Source organism: Rhodobacter sp. NSM, from assembly GCF_052244495.1.
In the GTDB taxonomy this organism is placed as follows: domain Bacteria; phylum Pseudomonadota; class Alphaproteobacteria; order Rhodobacterales; family Rhodobacteraceae; genus Cereibacter_A.
The window spans coordinates 380538-403137 of sequence record NZ_JBQPXH010000002.1 but is presented as its reverse complement, the minus strand read 5'-3'; the positions used below and the strand labels follow the sequence as shown (position 1 = coordinate 403137).

At 69.1% G+C, this 22600-nt stretch carries 20 protein-coding genes; 9 read left to right on the top strand and 11 right to left on the bottom strand.

Going from position 1 to position 22600, the window contains the following annotated elements; all coding sequences use genetic code 11:
• Positions 1-29 precede the first annotated feature (29 nt).
• The 5 genes from ACTVZP_RS06415 to ACTVZP_RS06395 are packed head-to-tail and all read left to right on the top strand — an operon-like array spanning position 30 to position 4859.
• Positions 30-389, top strand: a complete 360-nt coding sequence (locus ACTVZP_RS06415) for a MaoC/PaaZ C-terminal domain-containing protein (protein WP_443211286.1) — start codon at positions 30-32, stop codon at positions 387-389.
• Positions 386-1132, top strand: a complete 747-nt coding sequence (locus ACTVZP_RS06410; RefSeq protein WP_443211285.1) for an SDR family NAD(P)-dependent oxidoreductase — start codon at positions 386-388, stop codon at positions 1130-1132. The genes ACTVZP_RS06415 and ACTVZP_RS06410 overlap by 4 nt, the downstream gene beginning before the upstream one ends.
• A complete protein-coding gene (locus ACTVZP_RS06405) occupies positions 1113-3026 on the top strand; it encodes an HAD-IIIC family phosphatase (RefSeq protein WP_443211284.1) in 1914 nt (637 codons plus the stop codon). The genes ACTVZP_RS06410 and ACTVZP_RS06405 overlap by 20 nt, the downstream gene beginning before the upstream one ends.
• A 55-nt stretch (positions 3027-3081) precedes the next feature.
• Positions 3082-3327: an acyl carrier protein gene (locus tag ACTVZP_RS06400; RefSeq protein ID WP_443211282.1), complete on the top strand. Its 246-nt coding sequence runs from the start codon at positions 3082-3084 to the stop codon at positions 3325-3327.
• On the top strand, positions 3327-4859 hold the full coding sequence (locus tag ACTVZP_RS06395; RefSeq protein WP_443211280.1) for an MBOAT family O-acyltransferase: 1533 nt from the start codon (positions 3327-3329) through the stop codon (positions 4857-4859). Before ACTVZP_RS06400 ends, ACTVZP_RS06395 begins: the two co-directional genes overlap by 1 nt.
• Positions 4860-4944: 85 nt before the next feature.
• On the opposite strand, the gene hslU is transcribed toward ACTVZP_RS06395, so the two are convergent.
• Positions 4945-6246 carry an ATP-dependent protease ATPase subunit HslU gene (gene hslU, locus ACTVZP_RS06390; protein WP_443211278.1) on the bottom strand — a complete coding sequence of 434 codons (1302 nt, stop codon included), beginning with the start codon at positions 6244-6246 and terminating at the stop codon, positions 4945-4947.
• A complete protein-coding gene (hslV, locus tag ACTVZP_RS06385) occupies positions 6243-6800 on the bottom strand; it encodes an ATP-dependent protease subunit HslV (RefSeq protein WP_443211277.1) in 558 nt (185 codons plus the stop codon). Before hslV ends, hslU begins: the two co-directional genes overlap by 4 nt.
• Positions 6801-6936: 136 nt before the next feature.
• Between hslV and ACTVZP_RS06380 the strand changes: the two genes are divergently transcribed.
• Positions 6937-7845, top strand: coding sequence for a hypothetical protein (locus tag ACTVZP_RS06380; RefSeq protein ID WP_443211276.1), 909 nt, complete (start codon positions 6937-6939; stop codon positions 7843-7845).
• A gap of 197 nt (positions 7846-8042) precedes the next feature.
• On the opposite strand, the gene trxA is transcribed toward ACTVZP_RS06380, so the two are convergent.
• The 8 genes from trxA to regB all read right to left on the bottom strand — a co-directional run bounded on the left by trxA (position 8043) and on the right by regB (position 20131).
• On the bottom strand, positions 8043-8363 hold the full coding sequence (trxA, locus tag ACTVZP_RS06375; RefSeq protein ID WP_443211275.1) for a thioredoxin: 321 nt from the start codon (positions 8361-8363) through the stop codon (positions 8043-8045).
• Positions 8364-8421: 58 nt separating this feature from the next.
• On the bottom strand, positions 8422-11739 hold the full coding sequence (gene addA, locus ACTVZP_RS06370) for a double-strand break repair helicase AddA (protein ID WP_443211274.1): 3318 nt from the start codon (positions 11737-11739) through the stop codon (positions 8422-8424).
• A 28-nt stretch (positions 11740-11767) separates the two neighbouring features.
• A complete protein-coding gene (gene addB / locus ACTVZP_RS06365) occupies positions 11768-14767 on the bottom strand; it encodes a double-strand break repair protein AddB (protein ID WP_443211273.1) in 3000 nt (999 codons plus the stop codon).
• Positions 14760-15425, bottom strand: coding sequence for a nucleotidyltransferase family protein (locus ACTVZP_RS06360; RefSeq protein WP_443211271.1), 666 nt, complete (start codon positions 15423-15425; stop codon positions 14760-14762). Before ACTVZP_RS06360 ends, addB begins: the two co-directional genes overlap by 8 nt.
• A complete protein-coding gene (locus ACTVZP_RS06355; RefSeq protein ID WP_443211270.1) occupies positions 15407-16438 on the bottom strand; it encodes an aminoglycoside phosphotransferase family protein in 1032 nt (343 codons plus the stop codon). Before ACTVZP_RS06355 ends, ACTVZP_RS06360 begins: the two co-directional genes overlap by 19 nt.
• Complete coding sequence (gene tsaE, locus ACTVZP_RS06350) at positions 16431-16916, bottom strand: tRNA (adenosine(37)-N6)-threonylcarbamoyltransferase complex ATPase subunit type 1 TsaE (RefSeq protein ID WP_443211269.1); 486 nt, start codon at positions 16914-16916, stop codon at positions 16431-16433. The genes ACTVZP_RS06355 and tsaE overlap by 8 nt, the downstream gene beginning before the upstream one ends.
• 143 nt (positions 16917-17059) lie before the next feature.
• Positions 17060-18610, bottom strand: coding sequence for a PAS-domain containing protein (locus tag ACTVZP_RS06345; protein WP_443211267.1), 1551 nt, complete (start codon positions 18608-18610; stop codon positions 17060-17062).
• Between the two features lie 132 nt (positions 18611-18742).
• Positions 18743-20131, bottom strand: a complete 1389-nt coding sequence (gene regB, locus ACTVZP_RS06340) for a sensor histidine kinase RegB (RefSeq protein WP_443211266.1) — start codon at positions 20129-20131, stop codon at positions 18743-18745.
• A gap of 93 nt (positions 20132-20224) precedes the next feature.
• Here regB and ACTVZP_RS06335 point away from each other — a divergent pair, with 93 nt between their 5' ends.
• The 3 genes from ACTVZP_RS06335 to ACTVZP_RS06325 all read left to right on the top strand — a co-directional run bounded on the left by ACTVZP_RS06335 (position 20225) and on the right by ACTVZP_RS06325 (position 22022).
• Positions 20225-20920 (top strand): SCO family protein, encoded by a 696-nt coding sequence (locus ACTVZP_RS06335; protein ID WP_443211265.1) that lies wholly within the window; start codon positions 20225-20227, stop codon positions 20918-20920.
• Complete coding sequence (locus ACTVZP_RS06330) at positions 20913-21467, top strand: ActR/PrrA/RegA family redox response regulator transcription factor (RefSeq protein ID WP_002722225.1); 555 nt, start codon at positions 20913-20915, stop codon at positions 21465-21467. The genes ACTVZP_RS06335 and ACTVZP_RS06330 overlap by 8 nt, the downstream gene beginning before the upstream one ends.
• 240 nt (positions 21468-21707) lie before the next feature.
• Positions 21708-22022, top strand: coding sequence for an H-NS histone family protein (locus tag ACTVZP_RS06325; RefSeq protein ID WP_443211264.1), 315 nt, complete (start codon positions 21708-21710; stop codon positions 22020-22022).
• Here ACTVZP_RS06325 and ACTVZP_RS06320 read toward each other — a convergent pair.
• Entirely contained in the window at positions 22015-22596 is a 582-nt protein-coding gene (locus tag ACTVZP_RS06320; RefSeq protein WP_443211439.1) for an HD domain-containing protein, read from the bottom strand. The genes ACTVZP_RS06325 and ACTVZP_RS06320 overlap by 8 nt on opposite strands.
• Positions 22597-22600: the final 4 nt, after the last annotated feature.

Below are 22600 nucleotides of genomic sequence, written 5' to 3'. Positions count from 1 at the left end.
CGTTCGATTTCACGGTAAGCGCTGACCGGATGGAAGAGTTCCGCCGAATCAGCGCAGACGACAATCCGATCCACTTCGATGCGGACTTCGCCCGGGACAGGGGGTTTGCAGGGCCGATCGTCTACGGCGGCCTGCTGGTGGCCGAGATCTCGCGGATGCTCGGCACGGCGCTGCCCGGTCACGGCTGCGTCTGGCAGTCACTGACGCTGAAGTTCCGCCGGCCGCTGCTCGTGGGCGAGACCGGAACGCTGGAGGCCGAGGTGAAGCACGAGACGCCGCATCTCGGCGTCATGCTGATACGGCTTCTCATCTCCAGCAATGGCCAGCGGATCGCCGAGGGAGAGGCGATGGCGCTTCTGCCCCGGCCGAAGCAAGAGGCGGCGGAATGAGGGGGGGGCTCCTCGTTACCGGCGGCAGCGGCGCGATCGGCGGTGCCCTCTGTCATCTGGCCGCGCGCAGCGGCCCGGTCTGGATCGGCTATGGCGAGGGCGCCGGCCGGGCCGAAGCGCTTGCAGGCAGGATCGCGCAGGAGGGGGGCACTGCCACGCCCATCCATCTTCCATCGCAGGTTCCTGTGGCGATCGAGGCGGCACTGGCCGCCATTCCTGCGGCCGAGGCGCCCCGTGCAGTCGCGCTCTGCGGGTGGCCCGCACCGCTCGTGGCGCCCTTCGGGCGGCAGGGCGAGGATCTGAACCGGCAGGCGGCGGCGCTTGTCGGGTGCCACGCCGTCCTGGCTTCGGCTTGGCGTCTCTGGTGGCGCCGCGCCGGAGGAGGACATGTCGCGGCCGTGCTGACAGCCGCCGCGGAGCCGCCGGTTGCGCGCCACATGGCGGCCTATGTCGCACAGAAGACGGCACTTCTCGGGCTGCTCCGGGCCGCTGCGGCCGAACTCGGGGCCGCGGGGCTTCAGGTCAGCGCCGTCTCGCCCGGCTATGTCGAGACGCCCATGCTCGATGCCTTCGATCCGCGCCTTCTGGAGCGGGCGAGGACCGAAGCCGGCGGAAGCTTCCTGTCGCCCGAGCGCGTGGCGCGGGTCCTTCTGGACACGCTGAAGTCGCCGGCCCCCTGCGGCACGGTTCAGGAAATTCACGTGAACGATGAGGTGGAGAGCGATGAAAAGCACCCCGCTTGAGTTGCACTGGCTGCCGGTGGCAACGGATTTCGAGGGCGACCTTGCGCGTGCCCGCGAAACGGTCACAGAGGCGCCGCAGGAGGGCTGGCGCGCGCTGCGCCGTCTTGCCGGTCACAGGATCGACTTCCTCCAGACAACGCGCATCGAGCGCGCCCTGCGTGCGGCCGAGCCTCCGCAGGAGGCGCCGAAACTCCGGCTGGCGCTTCTCGGCTCGTTCACCGTCGAACATCTGGTGCCGGGCCTCAAGGTCGGCGCGCTGCGTCGCGGGCTCGCCCTCGACGTCCATGTTCCGCCCTACGGTCAGTGGCGGCAGGAGATCCTGGATCCGTGCTCGGCTCTTGCGACCTTCGCGCCGAATGCCGTGCTGATCTGTTCCTGCGAGACGGACCTCGTGCCGCAACTGCCGCTGACGACATCCGCCGAGGAGGTCGATGCGGCGCTTGACGCGAGCCTGTCCGAGAACGTGCACCGCTGGCGCGCGCTGCGCGCGCTGGGCGCCACGGTGATCCAGCAGCTTCCGGTGCCCACGACCGATCCCGTCTTCGGTCATCTCGACCGACTGGTCCCGGCCTCGCGCCGCGCGATGGTGGCCGAGATGCAGCACCGGCTGATCCGTGCGGCACGCGACGAGGGAGTGCTGATCCTCGATCCCGCCGCGGCGGCCGAGGCCGAGGGGCTGGACGCGCTGCAGGACCGGCTGATGTGGCTGCACGCCAAGCAGCATGTGAGCCCCGCCGCCGGCCCGTGGTTCGGCGATCAGGTCGCGCGAATCCTCGCGGCCCTGCGCGGACTTTCCCGCAAGGTGCTCGTGCTCGACCTCGACAACACGCTCTGGGGCGGGGTCATCGGCGATGACGGGATCGACGGCATCGTGATCGGCGAGGGCTCGGCCCGGGGCGAGGCCTTCAAGGCCTTCCAGCTCTACTGCAAGGCGCTGCGCGAGCGGGGGATCCTGCTTGCCGTCAGCTCCAAGAACGATCCGGAACGGGCCGAGGCGGCCTTCGACCACCCGGAGATGGTGCTGCGCCGCTCGGATTTCGCAGCCTTCGTGGCGAACTGGGAGGACAAGGGCGTGGGCCTGCAGCGCATCGCGCGCGACCTGAACCTCGGCCTCGACGCGCTCGTCTTCTTCGACGACAACCCGGCCGAGCGGGCGCTGCTGCGCGAACAGTTCCCCGACGTCGCCGTCCCCGAGGTGCCGGACGAGCCGGAGGCCTATATCCGCTGCCTGGCCTCTGCGGGGCTCTTCGAGGCAGTCGGCTACACGGTCGACGATGCCCGCCGCGCCGATCAGTACGCGGCCAACGCCGAGCGCAAGCAGCTCGAGATCGTGGCCTCGGACATGGAGAGCTTCCTTGCCGGGCTCGAGATGGAGATGCAGGTGGGCCCTGTCCGGCGGGTCGATCTGGTGCGGGTGACGCAGCTGATCAACAAGACGAACCAGTTCAACCTGACCACGCGCCGCTACACCGAACGCGAGGTCGCCTCGATGATAGACGACCCCGACATGCTGACGTTCTGTGTCCGGCTCAAGGACCGGTTCGGCGACAACGGGATCGTCTGTGTCGTCCTCGGGCGGCTGCGCCCGGACGGCGAGGGGGGACGACTCTTCGAGGTGGACACCTGGCTCATGAGCTGCCGCGTCCTTGGCCGGCGTGTCGAGGAAGCCGTGGCCGCCGTCATAACGCGCGCCGCCCGACAGGCCGGGGCCTCGACCGTGGTCGGCTGCTACAGGCCTACGCCCAAGAACGGCATGGTGGCCGATCTCTTCCCGCGCCTCGGTTTCGAACCCGCGGGCGAGGACGGGCAGGCAGCCCTGTGGCGTCTCGACCTTGCCGCCGCGCCGCCGCCGCCGCCGCACATCCGGCTCACCGAGCGCGGCCTGAGCCATTGAGCGCCCCGGCGGGACCTTCGGGCCCCGCCCTTGACGGAAGCTAATGAGTGAGACCATGACCGAGCCCGAGATCTATGACGGCCTGACCGCCATCCTCCGCCAGGTATTCGACGATCCCGACATCACTGCCACGCCGGATCTTTCAGCGCAGGACGTGGCCGAGTGGGACAGCTTCAACCACATCAACATCGTTGTCGCCTCCGAGATGCGCTTCGGCGTCTCGTTCAAGTCGTCCGAGCTCGAGGAGCTGAAGAACGTGGGTGACTTCGTGTCCCTGATCCGGACGAAGAAGGCAGCCTGATGCTGTTCCACAGCCCGGAATTCCTGTTCGCCTTCCTGCCGCTGACGCTGGTGGGCTACTACCTTCTGGGACGGCTGCCGAACAAGCTCTGGGCAGTGGGCTGGGTCGCTGCCGCGTCCCTCTTCTTCTACGGATGGTGGAACATCTCGTTCCTGCCGATGCTGCTGATCTCGGTCGTGCTGAACTACGGGATCGGGATCATGCTGGTGGACCGGCCGAGGCGGTGGCTCCTGCTCGCAGGTGTCGCCATGAACCTCGCGGCCATCGGCTTCTTCAAATACGCGGGCTTCCTTGTCGAGATCCTGAACACCCTGACGGCCGCCAATGTGCCGGTGCCGCACATCCTGCTGCCGCTCGCGATCTCGTTCTATACCTTCCAGCAGATCGCCTATCTGGTGGACTGCCACGAGGGGCGGATCGGGCGGCCGAACCCGCTGCGCTACGCGATGTTCATCACCTTCTTCCCGCAGCTCATCGCGGGTCCGATCGTCCATTACCGCGAGGTCGTGCCCCAGATCGAGCGGGACGAGACCTTCCGGATCGACAGCGCCAAGCTGGTGCTGGGGATCACCGTCTTCTGCTTCGGCCTGTTCAAGAAGATCGGGATGGCCGACACGCTGGCGCCGCTGGCGCAGCCGCTCTGGGATCTTGCGGCGCAGGGCGACACCGCCTATCTCGCCTTCGCCTGGCGCGGAGCGGTCGCCTTCGCGTTGCAGCTCTACTTCGACTTCTCGGGCTATTCCGACATGGCCATCGGCCTCGGGCTCATGTTCGGGATCCTGCTGCCCTTCAACTTCGACTCGCCCTACAAGTCGCAGACGATCATCGAATTCTGGTCGCGCTGGCACATCACGCTCACCCGGTTCCTGACCGCCTATCTCTACAACCCGATCACCAAGGCCGTGATGCGGCGACGGATGGAAAAGGGGCAGCCGATCTGGAATCCGCGCAAGCCGCAGGTGCTGCCCTTCCTCGTGATGCTCGCTTTCCCCACACTGGTCACCATGGGCCTCGCCGGGGTCTGGCACGGGGCGGGCTGGCAGTTCATCGTCTTCGGGCTGATGCACGGGACGATGCTGGTGATCAATCACGGCTGGCGCGCGACGCCCATGGGGCGGGTGGCCCTTCCGGCCCCGGTGTCCTGGCTTTTATCGCCGGTCAAGATCCTCGTGACCTTCCTTGCCGTGACCGTCAGCCTCGTCTTCTTCAAGTCGCCCACACTCACCGACGCCATGACGGTGGTGCGCGGCCTCGCCGGGATGGGCGAGGACGGCGGCTATCTCTACCTCGGCGACACGGCGGTCGTCCTCTTCGGGCTCTTCATCAGCTGGGCGCTGCCGAACACGCAGGAATGGGTGGGGCTCAAGACGCACACCGCCCCCAAGGCGCCCGCGCGCGAGAGGGCACGCTTCGCTTCGCTCTACTGGAAACCCTCGCCCATGCACGGCCTTATGGTGGGTGCGGTGCTCTGCATCACGCTTCTGAGGATCTTCGGCAGCCCGCCCGCCGAATTCCTCTACTTCGCCTTCTGAGGCGAAGGACGGGCAGCCCGCCCGCGTCGCCATGGCGGAAGGCGGGCTGCACAAGTCCGGCGGGATCTTCCCGCCGGCGCCCGTGTCAGAGGACGTAGCGGCTCAGATCGGTCGAGCGGGCAAGCTCGCCCAGGTTCTTCTCGACATAAGCCGCGTCCACCGTAACCTCCTCGCCCGAGCGGTCGGGTGCGTGGAAGGACAGCTCCTCGAAGACCCGCTCCATCACCGTGTAGAGCCGCCGCGCGCCGATGTTCTCGACGGCGCGGTTCACCTCGGCCGCGATCGAGGCCAGCGCCGCGATCCCGTCCTCGGTGAAGGTGATGCCCACCTTCTCGGTCTGCATCAGCGCCTTGTATTGCAGCGTCAGCGCGTTGTCGGTCTCCGACAGGATGCGGACGAAGTCCTCTTCGGTCAGCGCGCGCAGTTCCACCCGGATCGGCAGGCGGCCCTGAAGCTCGGGCAACAGGTCCGATGGCTTGGCGATATGGAAGGCGCCAGAGGCAATGAAGAGGATATGGTCGGTCTTGACCGGGCCATACTTGGTCGAGACGGTCGTGCCCTCGATCAGCGGCAGCAGGTCGCGCTGCACGCCCTCGCGGCTGACGTCCGCCCCGCGCATGTCGGACCGGGCGCAGACCTTGTCGATCTCGTCGATGAAGACGATGCCGTTCTGCTGCACCGCCTCGAGCGCGGTGGCCTTCACCACCTCATCGTCGAGAAGCTTGTCGGCCTCCTCGTTCATCAGGATGTCGTGGCTTTCGGCCACCGTCATCTTCCGGCGCTGGGTGCGTCCGCCGAAGGCCTTCCCGAAGATCTCGCCGAGGTTCATCATCCCCATCTGGCCCTGCCCGGTGGGGTCGAGCATCTGCATCGGGTTCGACGTATCGGCCACGTCGATCTCGATCACCGTGTTGTCGAGCTCGCCGCGCTTCAGCTTGCCGCGGAACATCTCGCGGGTCTGCTCGCGCGCGTCGCGCCCGGCGACGGCCTCGATCACGCGGTCCTCGGCGGCCTTGGCCGCGCGCGCCTTCACATCCTCGCGCATCCGCGCGCGGGTCTCGACGATGGCCGCATCCACCAGATCGCGGATGATGCTGTCCACGTCGCGGCCGACATAGCCCACTTCGGTGAACTTGGTCGCCTCGACCTTCAGGAAGGGCGCCTTCGCAAGCCGGGCCAGACGGCGTGAGATCTCGGTCTTGCCGACGCCGGTCGGGCCGATCATCAGGATGTTCTTGGGATAGACTTCGTCGCGCAGGTCGTCGGCCAGCTGCTTTCTGCGCCAGCGGTTGCGCAAGGCCACGGCCACGGCGCGCTTGGCCTCTTTCTGGCCGATGATGAAGCGGTCGAGCTCCGAGACGATCTCGCGCGGGGTCAGGTCAGTCATTTCGAGATACGCTCCACCGTCAGGTTGCCGTTCGTGTAGACGCAGATGTCGGCCGCGATCGCCATGGCCGTGCGGGCGATCTCCTCGGCCGGCAGCTCGGTGGCCATCAGGCCGCGCGCGGCGGCCAGCGCGAAGTTTCCGCCCGAACCGATGGCGGTCACGTCATGCTCGGGCTCGAGCACGTCGCCCGCGCCGGTGATCACCAGAAGCGTTTCGCCGTCCGTCACGATCAGCATCGCCTCGAGGTTGCGCAGGTACTTGTCCATGCGCCAGTCCTTCGCCAGCTCGACGCAGGCGCGGGCCAGCTGGCCGGGCGCGGATTCGAGCTTCTTCTCCAGCCGCTCGAGCAGCGTGAAGGCGTCGGCGGTCGATCCCGCGAAACCCGCCACCACTTCTTGCCCGCCGGGCGAAAGCCTGCGGACCTTGCGCGCCGTCCCCTTGATGACCGTCTGGCCGAGGCTCACCTGCCCGTCACCCGCGACGACGACCTCGCCACCGCGGCGCACGGCAAGGATGGTCGTGCCGTGCCAGCCGGGAAACCTGTCTTCTGCCATGAAACCCTCCGTTTGCGCCTATATGGAGCCCCTCCCCGAGAGGCACAACCCGAGCGACGGCGCGTCACTCTGGCAGCGCCGTTAAGCCCGCCTTAGCCTTCTTGGCGCATGGTCCGGTGAAGCCGGAAGGGGAAAGATGCCGCACAGCCGCGTTCTCAACATCTATCTGCCGTCTCCCATGCGCGAGGATGCAGCCGCTGGGAAGGTGAACATCGTCAACCGGATCGGCGCCGCGGTGGCACCGCAGGGCATCCGGCTCGCGATTCATTCGGATGCCCCCGAGGAGCTGAGCGACCCTGCCCGCCGCCAGGGGTGGAGCCTCTTTCACATGCAGGAGCCGGTGGGCCCGCGCTGCCTCTGCCTCCGGCGGGCCTATCACTACCCCTTCTGGCAGATCGAGGCCACGAACGAGCGCTGGTGGTTCGACGTGGCGCAGACGCCCTTCGATCCCGCCACCGTCGATCCCGCGGCGGCGCGGCCCTTCTACCAGCGCTGGCTCAAGCGCCTTCTGGGTGAGCGCACCGTGTCGCGCGACGGCTTCATCTTCATGCCGCTGCAGGGACGGCTGGGCGAGCACCGGTCGTTCCAGTCCATGAGCCCGATCGCCATGATTCACGCCGTGCTGGAACACGACCCTCGCCCCATCCGCGCAACGCTTCACCCGAAGGAGCACTACGGCCCGTCCGAGCTGCACGCGCTCGAGGATCTGATGCGGCGGTATCCGCGGCTGTGGGTGGGGCGGACCGATCCGCTTCCCCTGCTCGCGGCCTGCGATCTCGTGGTCACGCAGAATTCCTCGGTCGCGCTGACGGGCTATTTCCTGCGCAAGCCGGTCGTCCTCTTCGCCGGGATCGACTTTCATCATATCGCGGGTTCGGTCCCCCGCGACGGGGTGACGAAGGCCTTCGGCCTGGCTGAAGGCGCGGTCCCCGACCACGAGCGCTACCTCTACTGGTTCTTCCAGTGCAACACGATCAACGCCGGCGCCCCCGAGGCAGAGGCACGGATCTCGGCCCGCCTCACACGTCACGGCTGGCACTTCTGACGGCGCGGTCACGGATCCTGCCTCGGCGGGAACCTCAGCACGCGAGCAGGGGAAACACGGATCGCCGTGCGGGTCGTGACCTCGGACGTGGCGACCGGCAGGGTCAGCTTCGTCACCCGAAGATCGCGTCCAGATAGCTGGCCTCAAGATTGAAAAGGGCGCCCGAAGGCGCCCCTGCCGGACCACAGCCGAACGACTCAGAGGGCCGTGGCGATCCAGTTCGCGAGCGCGGCCTTTGGCGCGGCGCCGACCTTGTTCGACACGACCTGCCCGTCCTTGAACAGGAAGAGCGCCGGGATGCCGCGAACGCCGAGCATCGCCGGGCTCTCCGGGTTCTCGTCGACATTGACCTTCACGATCTTGACCTTGCCGGCATATTCCTTCGAGAGTTCCTCGAGCGCCGGGCCGATCTGCCGGCAGGGGCCGCACCATTCGGCCCAGAAATCGACGACGACGGGCACGTCGGACTTGCGCACCTCGGTGTCGAAGGTGGCGTCCGTCACGGGAACGGTGGACATATTCAATTCTCCTGATCCGTAGGGCTTGCAGGAAAGGTAAGTACCGGCCGTCTCCGCGTCAAGTTGTCGTGGCCCGACCCAGGGCCGACCTCACGATATCGCGCGGCAGCCGCATCAGTTGCGCTGTCCGCGTCCAGAGGACCGCCGTCTCGACGATCCGATCCGGGTAGATCTGCGCCAGTGCCTCGGCATAGGCGCCCATCTGGCGCAGGATGCCCTCGGGCACGTCCTCGGGCCGGTCTGGCACCACACGGTTCGTCTTGTAATCGACCGCGAGCACACGGTCGGGCTCCACCACCAGCCGGTCGATCGTGCCATGGAGCCGCCGCCCCGCCACCTCGGCCGTCACGGGCACTTCGAGAAGCGCATGGGGCACCAGAGCCTCGGCCATTTCCTCGGCAGCAAGAACGGTTCGCGCCTCCTCCAGCACCTCAGGCAGGTCGACGAGATCGGGCAGGAGGCCCCGCGCCGCCACCTCCCACTCCTCCGGCGGATGGAGCGGCAGATGCTCGAGCAGCAGATGGACCGCGGATCCACGGACGAGCGCAACCTCGGTCGGCTGCGCGTCTCCGGGCAGCGCCTTGGCCCCGCCCAGATCCGACGGCGAGAGCAGCTTCGGCAATGGCGGTGGCACGACGGCGGGAAGCAGCGCCCAGTCGGGCAGCGCAGGCCGCTCAACCGCGGCCGGGGCAGCAGAGGGCGCGGGCGCGGGCCAGGCCCCCTCCTCGAGCAGCAGGCTGCCATCCGGGCGCTCCTCGGCGCCTGCCGCCTGCATCCCCTGCCGGATCAGGTCATGCCAGGCGCCGCCCGACTCGAGCTTGCCGGCCGCCGCCGCAATCAGCCAGCACTGGGCCCGCGTCATGGCCACATAGAGCAGCCGCAGGTTCTCGGCCGCGTCGCGCGACCGCCGCGCCTCGCGAGCGGCGGCGATCTGCGGCGGGCTGTCCGCGGCGGGCGTCTTCCAGACCCGCGCGCCCCCCTCCAGCGTGAAGAGCTCGTCATGCTCGCGCGGCTTGCGATCGGCCGTGTCCGGGAGGATCACGATGGGCGCCTCGAGCCCCTTCGAGCCGTGAACCGTCATCACCCGGATTCGCCCGCCCGCGGTCTCCATCTGCCGCTTCACCTCGACCTCGTCGGTCTGGAGCCACGTCAGGAAGCCCGTGAGGCTCGGCACGTCGGTCCGCTCGTAGGCGAGCGCCTGGCTCAGCAGTTCATCGATCCCGTCCTCGGCCTCCTCGCCCAGCCGGGCAAGCAGCCGGCGGCGGCCGTCGTGACGCGTCAGCGCGCGCTCGATCAGGTCGAAGGGGCGCAGGAAGTCCGCCTGATCGCGCAGGTCGCGCAGGATGGCCACCGTCCGGGGATGGGCCGCCTCGCGGTCGTAGAGCCTGCGCCAGAGATAGCCCTCGCGCCCGTGCGCCAGATCGAAGAGCTCGCCCTCGGTCCAGCCGAAGAGCGGCGAGCGCAGGACGGCGGCGAGCGACAGATCGTCCTCGGGCGTGGCAAGGAAGGCCAGCAGCGCCGAGAGATCCCGCACCGCAAGCTCGGCCCCGAGCTTCAGCCGGTCGGCCCCGGCGATGGGCAGGCGGGCTTCCTTGCAGGCCCGGATGATCTCTCCGAAGATGTCCGACCGCCGCTGGACGAGGATCAGGAAATCGCCCGCCGCAACGGGGCGGAAGCCTCCCGGCTGCGGGATCTGAACCCCCGCCTCGATCATGGCGCGGATGCGGGTGGCCACCTGCCGCGCGAGCCGCGCCGCGTGATGCTCGTCCGAGACGAGATCCACCGGATCGAACCAGTTCTCGGGCTCGGGCTCCTCGGCGGCCTCGACCAGCGGCCAGAGCTCGGCCCGCCCCGGCATGTCGCTGCGGAAGGCGATGTGGCGGACCTCGCCGCCCAGCGCCTGCCGTCGGGGCTCGTCGAAGGTGAGGTCCACCAGCCGCAGGATCGCAGGCGAGGAGCGGAAGGAATGCAGCAGGTCCAGCTCCTCGAGCCGCCGCCGCGCGCCCGCGAGACGCTCGCCGAACTCGGCCCGCATCCGGTCGAAGGCCGCCACATCGGCCCCCTGGAACGAGTAGATCGACTGTTTCTTGTCGCCCACGACGAAGATCGTCCGCTCCACCTCGCGCGCGCCGCGCCCCGAGGTGAATTCCTGCGCCAGCAGCTCGATCACCTTCCACTGGTCGGGGCTCGTGTCCTGCGCTTCGTCGACGAGGATATGGTCGATCCCGCCATCGAGCCGGAAGAGCACCCATTGCGCGACCGACGGGTCGGTCAGCAGGCCCTTGGCGCGCTGGATCAGATCGTCGAAATCGAGCCAGCCGCGGGCGGCCTTGCGCGCCTGATAGAGCGGCAGGAACACGCCCGCGAAGGCATGGATCAATCGCGCCCGCTCGGCGGCCAGCAGGCAGCAGCGCACGGGGCGCGCGGCCTCGACCCGGCGCATCAGAGCATCGAGCCGGTCGGCGAGCGGACCGAGTGCCCCGCGCGTGGCCTTGGTCGGGAAGCTGCCGAGCTTGGCGGTATGGGGCTCCTTGGCCGAGGCGCCGGTCAGGAGCACCCCCTCGAGCCCGGCCAGCGTGGCGGTCGTCGGCGCCGCGAAGGACAGAAGCCGCAGCTTCGCCGCAGCCTTCTGGTCGTTCGCCGAGCCCGCCTCGAGCGCTGCGATCAGCGCGGGCATCCACTCCTCCTCGCCGCCGAGGAAGACCTGCGCCAGCAGCGCGGCCTCGCCGCCCTCCACCCCGTAGAGCGCCCGGCAGGCAGGGGCGTCGAGCGGCGGCAGGAGGCCCGCGGCATTGCGCGCCACCTCCTCGGCCAACGCGCCGAAATCCTCGCCCGTATAGGCGCGCGCCAGATCGGCCACCACGTCGGGGGCGATGCGATCGGCCATCTCCTCGACGATCTCCTCGCGCAGGAGGCGCGCGGCGCGGTCGTCGAGCTCGGTGAACTGCGGCGAGACCCCGGCTTCCAGCGGGAAGCGGCGCAGCAGCGTCGCGCAGAAGGAGTGGATCGTCTGGATCCGCAGCCCGCCCGGCGTCTCGATGGCGCGGGCAAAGAGCCTGCGCGCCTGCGCCAGCACCTCGTGGCCCACGGCGGCTACGCCCAGGGCATCGAGCGCGTGGCGCAGCTCGGCATCGTCGAGCATCGCCCATTCGCCCAGCCGCCGAAACAGCCGGTTCTGCATCTCGGAGGCGGCGGCCTTGGTATAGGTCAGGCAGAGGATGCGCTGCGGCTCGACCCCGTCGAGCAGCAGCCGCGCCACCCGGTCGGTCAGCACCCGGGTCTTGCCCGAGCCCGCATTGGCCGAGAGCCAGGTCGAGGCGCGCGGATCGGCGGCCTGCACCTGACGCTCGGAGGCCTCGTCTCTCAGGCCGCTCATCGGCCGGCCTCAAAGGTGGCAGGGCGTCTCATGCGGCATCCTCCGGGCAGCTTCCCTTGTCGCGATCCGTCCCCGCCTCGGTGGAGCCTGCGCCCTCGTCCGGCGCCTCGGCCCCTACCGGCACGGGCACGGGCGCGTCGCTCATCTCCCATTCGCCGAACCGCGCAAGATGGTCGTAATCGCCCGGGAAGCGTTCGCCGAACATGGCGCGGCGCGAGACATAGCCCTGCTCGCGCCGCATGTAGCGGCCGACGAGGGCGTGAAGCCCCTCCCAGACCTGCCCGAGGAGCGCCGCATCGGTCTCGACACTCTCGACCTTGGGGCTGGCGCCAAGGCCGATGTAGCTGATCCGCGCCACCTCGGCGGGCCCGAGGCCACGGAAGCCGCCGCGTTCGGCCATCGCCGCCTCGAGGAGGAGCTGCTTGTCGAACTGCTCCTGCTGCTTCTTGGTGGGTGGCGTTCCGGTCTTGTAGTCGAGGATATGGAGCCGGCCGTCCGGCAGCACGTCGATCCGGTCGGGCTTCGCCGTCAGCGTGAAGCGCAGGGGCGTCAGATCCACCCGCCCCTCCTCCTCGAGCACGACCGGGGTGCCGGCATGGGCCGCCTCCGTCTCGAGGAAGAAGTCGGCGGCCCGGTCGAGCCGCGCGAGCCAGAGCGCCCGGGCCGCGGGCCAGGGCACGTCCTCGGCCAGCACCGCCTCCGCGATCCGCATCAGGCGCGCGCGCTCGCCGGGGCGGTCGCCCCCCGGCGCGCGGTCCTTCACGAAGGCCTCGAGGATGCGGTGCAAGATCGAGCCGCGCAGCCGCGCATCCGGCGCCCGGTGCAGCGGGTCCAGCGGATAGAGCCGCAGGATATGGCGGGCATAGACCGCGTAAGGATCGCGGATCAGCGTGCGGATGCCCGTCACGGCCAGCCGCTCTGGCCGGGCCGAGACCGGGGGCTGCGGCGCGGGTCGCGCGGCGAGCGGCACCGGCGTCGCGGGCTGCTCCAGCGCCGCGGCGAGGTCCAGCCAGTCGCGCCCGCGCGCGCGCATCCCGGCCAGCGCCTCCGGCCCTCCTCCCGCCTTCAGCCCGCTCATCAGGTTCATCAGGCGGTTCAGCCAGCGCGAGGGCACCGTCTCGGCCTCGGCATCGCGGGTGGCACGGGTCAGCACCACCTCGGGCGCGGCGACCGCCTGGCTGTAGTCATGCGCCGACAGGCCGATCCGCCGTTCGGGCAGAAGAAGCCCGGCCTTCAGCCGCATCTGCCGGTTGAGCCACGGATCGGGCGGCGGCAACTGCGGCCATGTCCCGTCGTTCAGCCCACCGAGGATCACGAGATCCGCGCCCTGCACGCGCGCCTCGAGCGTGCCCCAGATCATCAGGTCGGGCCGGGCCTGCACCGCCTCGCGCACCTCGCCACGCGCGAGGATCGCGTCGAAGAGGTCGGTGTAGTCGGCCGGGGTCAGCTCGCCCCCATGCGGCGCCTCGCGGCGGAGCTCCTCGACGGCGGCGCGCGCGGCCTCGCCCGCCTCCTTCAGCCAGAGCTCGCCCGTCGTGGCGCCCGCGGGCCCCGTGGCCAGCGCCTCGGCCAGCGCGAGATGCGAAGTCACATGATCGGCGAGCGGGCGCGGGCCTGCCGCGTCGAGCCCCTCGATCAGCCCGCCCAGCCAGCGCGCCCAGTCCGCCACCCCGTCCGCGGGCCGCGTCCCGGCCCAGAGCACGAGATCGGCCGCCGCCGGGAAGGGCGGCCCTTTCCGGCGCAGGTGCAGCTCCAGATCCCGCGTCCAGCGCAGGTGGTTGCCACGGTCCGCGCCGGTCGCGGTCAGCGGGTGCTTCAGCAGGGTGAGCAGCGTCTCGCCCGTCAGTCGCCGGCCGAAGAGTCGGGCCACATGGCGCAGGAAACGCCCCGGCGCCGAGAGCGCGAGCGGCTTGCCCGCGGAATCGTCCGGCACGATCCCCCAGCGGTCGAGCGCCGCCGCCACCTGCCGCGTGAGCCCCCGGTCCGAGGTGATGAGCGCCGCGCGGCGACCCTCCTCGGCGGCCTTCCTCAGGATCATCGCCACCGCCAGCGCCTCGGCCCGCGGCCCCGGCGCTTCAATGAGCGTCACGCCGCGCGCGGCCTCGGCAAGCCCGGTGAGGTGCCGGCCCTCGGTCAGCCACTGGTCAGTGACGGGCGCGGGTCGGAGCGAGAGCGAGATCAGCCGATTGCGCGCCGGGCTGGGCGGGATCTCGTCGGTCCAGCGGCCGACCTCGGCCGGGCCCACGCCCACGAGGCCCATCAGCCGGTGAAAGCGGAACTGCGGATGATCCTCGGCCGTCAGCGCGTCGTCCATCCCCTCCCAGACCGCGGCGGGCAGGTCGAAGTCGAAGCCGGGCAGCACGAGCGCGCCCTGCGGCAGCCGCGCCACCGCCTGCATGAAGAGGCTGGTCGTGCCGCGCGAGCCGGTCGAGCCCGCGACGATCACCGGATGATCGGGCGGCGCCTCGGCCCAGCGCGCCGCGATCCGTTCGACCGCCATCCGCGCCAGCGCCTGCGCATCAGGCGCGTCCGCACCGAACATCGGCGCCACGATCGCCATGAAGGCCTGCGTCCGCTGCCAGTGCGCCGAATGGTCGGCCACATCGAGCCGCGCGATGGCCTCGGGCGGCACGCCCTCGCCCTGCATCTCGTCGATGAGCTCGGCCAGACTGTCCGACAGATCGAAAAGCGCCGAGCGCGGCGCGATGTCGGGCTGCGCCTCGATCAGCCGGGCCACGAGCTGCGCAAGCTCGAGCCTGCGGCGCAGCGGCGGGACCGGGGCCGGCAGGCCCGGCACCGGCGGCAGCTCGGTCACGAGGCGGATGCGCGGCAGGAAGCCCTCGCCCTCGGCCGTCATCAGCTCGGTGACCCGCCGCCGCATCCGCTGCGTGTTGACGTAAAGCTCGACCCGCGCCATGGCCTCGGGCACGGCACCCGCCATGCGCGCGCGCAGGCCACGCACCAGTGCCGCGGGAAAGTCGACGCCCGGCGGCAGGCCGAAGAGGCGGGGGCCTGGTGTGTCAAACATCGGCAAGCATCGCCTCGGCCGCGGCGATCCCTTCGGGCCGCCCCACGTCGCACCAGCCGCCGCGGTGGACGAGGCCATGGGCCGTGCCCGCGGCAATCATCGCGTCCCAGATCAGATTGAGCGAGAATTTGGCCTCGGCGACCCCGGCGAGCCGGCCGGTCCGCAGGATCTGTGCGCCGAGATAGGTGTAACCCGGCGCGCCCCGCGCCCGGGCGAGACGGCCCGCCGCGTCCATCGTGAAATCGCCCGGCGCGGTGCCCGACGGTGCCAGCAGGAGAAGCGCCTCCATCCCCTCGCGCCAGCCCGCCGCCAGCTCGTCCAGCGGGTTCTCTCCGGTCCAGACCGCATCGCTGTTCAACGTATAGACCGGCCCCTCTCCCAGCAGCGGCAGGGCACGGCGCAGCCCGCCGCCGGTCTCGAGGATCTCCTCCTCGTGTGAAACGAGGGCGCGGCCTGCGAGATGCCCCGTCAGGCTCTCGGGCAGGTAATGGGTGTTGGCCACGATGCGCGAAATGCCGGCCGCCTCGGCCAGCGCCAGCGCGTGATCGATCAGCGGCCGGCCCGCGACCTCGATCATCGGCTTCGGCCGGGAGGCGGTCAGGGCGCCCATGCGCGTCCCGAAGCCAGCTGCAAAGATCATCACCGCATCCGGCCGCATTGCGCGCGGATCCTTTCCAGAACGGCCAGAGCGGGCTCCGGCAGGAGGGCGCGGCACTCTTCCGCCAGCGGCGCGAGCGCCGGGTGTCGAAGATTGCGCCAGAGCTGACCCCAGACCCGCGGGATCAGCGCGACATAGCCCGGCTTGCCGGCCACAAGGCAGAGCCGGGCGAAGATGCCGAGGATGCGCAGCGCCCGCTGCGCGCCGAGCACGGCATAGGATGCCGCGAAGGCCTCGGGATCCGCGGCGGTCGCGGCGACGAAGCGGGCCATCATCGCGCGCTCCATTTCCTCGGGCACGTCGCGCCGGGCATCCTGCAGAAGCGAGACGAGATCGTAGCCCGGCTGTCCCATCTGGGCGAGCTGGAAGTCGAGAAGCCCTACCCGGGCAACGCCCCGGCGGCCCGGCAGCCAGAGGAGGTTCTCGGCGTGATAGTCGCGGAGGATCAGAACCCGCGGTCCATCGGCATGCCGCGCAAGCGCCTCGGCCAGCAGCGCCTTGAAGCGCATGGTGTCTGGGCGCTCTCCGGTGGCGGCGAGGGCATACCAGTCGGGCGCGAAAGCAGCCGCTTCCGCCCAGTCCTGCGCCGCAAGGTCCGGCAACCCGGCTGGCGCGGGAGACCGCTGGAGATGAACCAGGACATTCGTCGCCGCGGCGTAGAGCTCTGCCTCGGCAGGCACCGGTTCGGAGGCCATGAGAAGCCGGGCGAAGAGCGCATCCCCCAGATCCTCGAGAAGAAGGAAGCCGTGGCCCAGATCCTCGGCCAGCACCGCTGGGGGCGAGAGGCCGAGGCCGCGAAGGTGGGCCGCGATGGCGACGAAATCCGCCGGATCGTCGCCCCGCCCCGGCGGCGCGTCCATCAGCACGGCGGTCTCGGTGCCGCGTTGCAGCCGCTGGTAGCTGCGGTCCGAGGCGTCACCCGCCAGATGACGCCGTCGGACATCGCCCCAGCCGGCCTGCGCGAGAAAGGCCCGCGCCAGCGCCTCGCGGTCGGAGGGGGCGAGATCAGCCATGCCAGACACGCTCGAGATCGGCGAGCAGGCGAGGGCGACCGCCCGACAGGACGGCGCGGCGGCCGTGACCCTCGGCCTCGAGCCTCAGGTGCAGCGCCTCGGGCGGCACGAGATCGCCGAGGCGATCGGGCCATTCCACGAGGCAGACAGCGGTCGCGAAGGCGGCCTCGAGCCCCAGTTCCAGCACCTCGTCCGGATGGGTCAGGCGGTAGAGATCGGCGTGCCAGATCTCGTGCCCCGCTGCCTCGTAGGTCTGGACCAGGGTGAAGGTGGGCGAGGGCACCTCTTCCGCAAAGCCGAGGGCGGCGCGGATGAAGGCGCGCGCCAGATGGGTCTTGCCGGCACCGATGGGGCCTTCCAGCAGCAGCACGTCCCCCGGCCGCAGCAGGCCTGCGAGCACGGAACCGAGGCGGTCGGTCTGCACTTCCGCGGCGAGCGTCAGGGTGAGGATGGCTGAAGGCGGCATGGCCGCGACCATGCCCAGAGGCGAAGCGCAGCGCAAGGGTTGGCGGGACGCAACCCGCAGCCGCCTTCGGGCCTCTGATGCCGAGCCGGTGCGGTGCCAACGGCAGGTCATACCGAACCACCCGGCGCGCCGCGGCAGGCCGGTCCGGCGGTCCGCTAGGCGGCGGATTCGGCGCGCACCGGATCTTCGGCAAGGGACGGACGGAACAGAACCAGCGTCGCGCCCCCGGTCAACGGCGTGAAGCGGCAGGAGACGAGCCGTCCATCGTCGAGCCGCACCTGCCCGCCCCAGGCCGTGCGCTCGCCCAGATCGGCCACGAAGCGTTCGGCTTCGGCCCAGATCGGCGACGGGGCACTGCGTGCCCGCCACTGCTCGCAGAGATGCGCGACCGCCCCGGCGCCCACCGTTTCGACCGGATCGTGTCCCCAGAGCGCCCCATAGGCGGCGTTGGTCATCACGAGATCGCCTGCCGATGAGAAAACGGCAATGGCCTCGTCCATCGCATCGACCACCGCCTGCCCGAGTTCCAGATCGGCGCGGTAGCGGCGGGTGCGGGACATTTCGGTCGAGATGTCCTCGAACATCAGCGCCAGCGCGCCGTTCGGATGTGGCCGGCCGATGACCCGATAGGTCTGGCCCGAAGGAAGGCTCCATGTCTCGGTGTAGAGACCGCTCGACGCCGCCTTCTCGAGTTCGAGGATCTGGCGTCTCCAGCTCGGGTAGTCCTTGGGCTCGGGGATCATCTGCCTGTCGCGCAGTGCCTCGAGGAAGGAGAAGAGCGAGGGCTTGAGCGCCAGCATGTCGGGCGGCAGGCTGGTGAGATCGAGCAGCGCCGGGTTGAAGAGCGCGAGCTTTCGGTGCTGGTCGAAGATCGCCAGTCCGATGGGCAGATGGGCGAAGGTCTTGGCGAGGGTCTGCATGAAGTCGCGCAGCGAGGCCTCGGCCAGCACGGCGGCATCCGCGGGCAGCGCGAAGAGAAGCCGCCCCTCGCCTTCGGAAAAGCCGATCAGTTCGAACCAGTGCACCGCGCCCTGGATCTCGATCTTCTGCCGCTGGCCCGGCACGCCCTGGGTCGTCGCCGCGCGGTCGAAGAGGCGCGGCAGGGGCCAGCTCAGGTCCTCGCCGGGCTCGAGGCGCTTGGCCGCTTCGAGCAGATAGGCGGCATTGGCCCATGTCACCTCGCCCGCACCGCTTTCGCGCCACATCATCAGGGGCGCCTGAGAGACGGTCGTCCGGAGTTGATCCAGTTCCTCGGCGAGCGCGCGCTGTGCCAGATGATCCGGGCGCGGGCGGGTCGAACTCGTCGGGTCGTCGAGCGTCAGGCGCGTGACCCCTCCCCGCATCTCGGCCGTGAGGAGCAGCGGCTCGCCCTCGCCCGTCGAGGCCAGCGTTAGCCGCCCGTCACCCGCCAGCGTCGAAATCCGCGTCTCCAGATCCGGGAAGCGCGGAACGAGGTAGGCCAGCAGGCGCACCCATGCCCCCCCGCGCGCCGGGGACAGCGCGAGGATGGCGCGGGCCCCGGGTGTCGCATCGAGCAGGGTCTCTCCATCAAAGAGGAAGACGGTGCCGCCCTGCGGGTCCGAGAAGATGCCACCCGTCCTGCCAACCGATCTGGCCTGCAGGACGCCTGCCAGCACGACGGCGGCGGAGGCGGCCAGCATCGCCGTCAGGATCAGCCCGAGCGCGAGTGCCCAGTCGAATTCCATCTGCCGTCACCTCAGACCGCATAGCCAAACGTGGACACCATTCGCCCAGAAGGTTAACAGCCCGTTAACATGGATTAAAAGGTGCACCCTCCGGCGACGCTCGGCACGGCCGCGCGGCGAGAAGCGCGCGCTTCAGCCCTGAATCAGGACGTTCTCGCCGAGCGGCGCATTGTGCAGCACCACGAGGCGATCGACCGGCCAGATCACCTCGACGATGGCGCCGCAGCGCTCGGGGCGCTCATGGCTGCGCAGGAAGGGGTCGGCCGCATTGGCGAAGCTGAGCTCGGCCCCCGATCTCTCGAGCAGGGTCTTGGCGATGAAGAGCCCGAGGCCCATCCCCTCGTAGCCCGGGCGGCGCGACTGGCTCTCCTCGCTGCGGCGCTGGCGGACGAAGGGATCGCCGATGCGGCCGATGATCGCAGGCGGGTAGCCCTCGCCGTCGTCGACGATGCGGACGGCGATCCGATCGCCCGTCCATTCGCCGTCGATCCAGACCGTCGAGCGGGCAAAATCCACAGCGTTCTGTATCAGGTTGCGGAGCCCGTGGATCACCTCGGGGCGGCGCAGGACGACTGGCTGGCGCTCCTCTCCGTCACGGCTGGGATAGAGGTCGAACTCGACCCGCTTGCCGCGCCCGACATGGGGCTCGGCCGCCTCGCGCAGCACCTCGCCCAGAGGGGCCTGCCGCATCTGAAGATCGTCCTTCCCCGCACGCCCCATCGAACGGAGGATGTCGCGGCAGCGGTCCGCCTGCTCGCGGATCAGTTCGGCATCGTCGCGCAGCGACGGCTGGTCGGAAAGCTCCTCCGCAAGTTCGGAACTGACCAGCTTGATCGTGGCAAGCGGCGTGCCGAGTTCATGCGCCGCCGCAGCCACCACCCCCCCGAGGTCGGTCAGCTTCTGCTCGCGATCGAGCGCCATCTGCGTGGCCAAGAGGGCGTCAGACATGGACCGGATCTCGATGGCGACCCGGCGCGAATAGAGGCCGAGGAAGAGGATCCCGATCACGATGGCGAGCCAGAAGCCGAATTCGAACATCATCGGAACCATGAGGCTCGACCCGTTCGCAAGGATCAGCGGCAGGTGGAAATAGGCGGTGAAGGTCAGCAGGCCGATGGCGATCGCCCCGAGGATGACGGTCGTCCTGAGTTCGAGCGCAAGGGCCGAGATCGTGACGGGCGCGAGGATCAGAAGCGCGAAGGGGTTGGTGAGGCCCCCCGTCAGGAACAGCAGGAACGAAAGCTGCGTCAGGTCGAAGAGCAGGATCATCAGCGCCTGGAACTCGGTCAGGCGGCGGTTCTGCGGGAAGACGAAGGTCGCGATGACGTTGGCGATCACGGAGGCGCCAACTGCCATGAAGCAGAGCCCCATCGGAAGCCGCAAGCCGAGGTACCAGTCGGTCACCACGATGGCGGCCAGCTGGCCCGCGACCGCCATCCACCGCAGCAGGATCAGGGTGCGCAGCCGCACCCAGTCGCCGCGCGTGTCACGGTTCAGAATACCGTCGGGACCGAGTATCATTGCAGCCCATGCCACTTTGCCTGTATCGGGACCTTGTTAGGTTGCCCTGACCCCGGGATCAATCGGCAACCGCAGGACCGGAGGAACCATTCCATGACGAAGCTCTACGCCGGGGCCGCGGCGGCGGCCATCGTCGCGCTTCTGGCAGGATCGGCGGCATGGGTGCTGATGACCAGGCCCCAGGAACGCTTCGCGCAATGCGGCGCGAACCAGGTCGCGGGCGGCGCCATCGGGGGACCTTTCACGCTGGTCGACCAGGAGGGCCGGACGGTAACGGACCGCGAGGTGCTGGCCAAGCCGGCGCTCGTCTACTTCGGATACACGTTCTGCCCCGACGTCTGCCCCTTCGACATGGCGCGCAATGCGCAGGCGGTGGACATACTTGCCGAATGGGGCGTCGAGGTCACGCCGGTCTTCATCTCGATAGACCCTGCCCGAGACACGCCCGAGCAACTCAAGTTCTTCGCCGAGGCGATCCATCCCGACACGGTGGCGCTGTCGGGAACCGAAGAGCAGGTGAAGGCGGCTTCACAGGCCTACAAGACCTTCTACCGCGTCCAGGACTCCGAGGACGAATACTATCTGATCGATCATTCCACCTTCACCTACTTCATGCTGCCCGAGGTCGGCTTCGTCGACTTCTTCAAGCGCGACGACACACCGGAACAGATCGCAGAGAGAATTTCGTGCTTCGTGAATGACAGCCATGTGTCAACTTCCTTTGACGCTCGGGCGCAGAAGTCCTATCAAGCATCAAGGGGAAAGCAGATGGGCGACAATCATGGCTGAGGATCTGGTATTCGAACTCGGGGCCGACCGGTCCCTGCTTCTCGTGGACGACGACGAGCCCTTCCTGAAGCGGCTTGCGAAGGCGATGGAGAAGCGGGGCTTCGTGCTCGAAACGGCACAAAGCGTCGCCGAGGGGAAGGCCATCGCGCAGGCGCGGCCGCCGGCCTATGCCGTGGTCGATCTTCGGCTCGAGGACGGGAACGGCCTCGACGTGGTCGAGGTGCTGCGCGAACGGCGGCCGGATTGCCGGATCGTCGTTCTCACCGGCTATGGCGCCATCGCGACCGCGGTCGCCGCGGTGAAGATCGGCGCGACAGACTACCTGTCGAAGCCCGCCGACGCGAACGAGGTGACCCATGCGCTTCTCGCCAAGGGCGAGAGCCTTCCTCCGCCGCCTGAAAACCCGATGTCGGCCGACCGCGTTCGGTGGGAACATATCCAGCGGATCTACGAAATGTGCGACCGCAACGTTTCGGAAACGGCGCGCCGGTTGAACATGCACCGGCGGACGCTGCAACGCATCCTTGCCAAGCGCAGCCCGCGCTGAAGCCATCCGAATGAAACGAGGGGCGGCGGCCACGATGGCCCGCCGCCCTTTTTGTTTGTGCTGCCATCCCGTTGCCCGTCCAGAGGCGCATTTCTCCACCCGACTGCCCGAAAGTGCAAGGCTCGGTCAAAAATATTCAGCGAATTGGGTGAAAGAACCCGGAATTTGCAAAGAGCGCGATTGACGCGGCGACAGATCCGTAAAATGAATTGGAGCAGTTACTGTAAACGGGAAGAATGAATGGACATCGATCTCGACTCCATGAGCCTCAAGGAACTCAAGTCGCTGCAGGCGCAAGTTGCCAAGGCGATCTCCAGCTACGAGGACCGGCGGAAGCGGGATGCACTGGCCGAACTGGAGGAAAAGGCCCGTGAACTCGGTTTCTCTCTGTCGGAACTGACGGGTGCGGCGGCCACCAAACGCCGGGCGGCTGCACAGCCCAAATATGCCAATCCCGAGAACCCTTCGGATACGTGGTCCGGACGGGGCCGCAAGCCCCGCTGGTTCGACGCGGCAATCAAGGCCGGCAAGCCGGCCGAAAGCATGGCTATATGAGTTCTGGGCGATCCAGCGCCGATAGAAGCTCCTGGTGGCGGGCGGTATAAGCCGCCCGCACTTCAACGGGTGGACGCAGGCGGATTTCCAGCCCGTCCAGAACCGAGCCCGAGGGACGCCCGAAAAAGCGATCCGCCTCGGCTTCGGTGAACCCCGCAATCTGGACCGCTTCCAGCCAGGCGGACACCCGGTCCGCCTTCTTGATGTCCCGCTTCACCTGCTGCGGCAATTGCGCGGGCAATCCGAAGCGGATGTGAATGGCCGCCGATAGCCTCGCATCCAGGTCGCCGTATTGCGCGCCGATCGCATCCTTCACGGGGCTGATCATGTCGCCGATCACGTATTCCGGCGCGTCATGCAGAAGCGCCGCAAGCCGCCAGCGCGTCGGAACCTTCGGATGGCAGCGCCCGAGGATCTCCTCGACCAGCAGCGAATGTTCGGCGACGGAATAGGCGAAATCCCCTCGCGTCTGACCGTTCCAGCGCGCCACGAAGGCGAGGCCATGCGCGATATCCTCGATCTCGATGTCGAAGGGCGTCGGGTCGAGAAGATCCAGCCTGCGCCCCGAGAGCATCCGC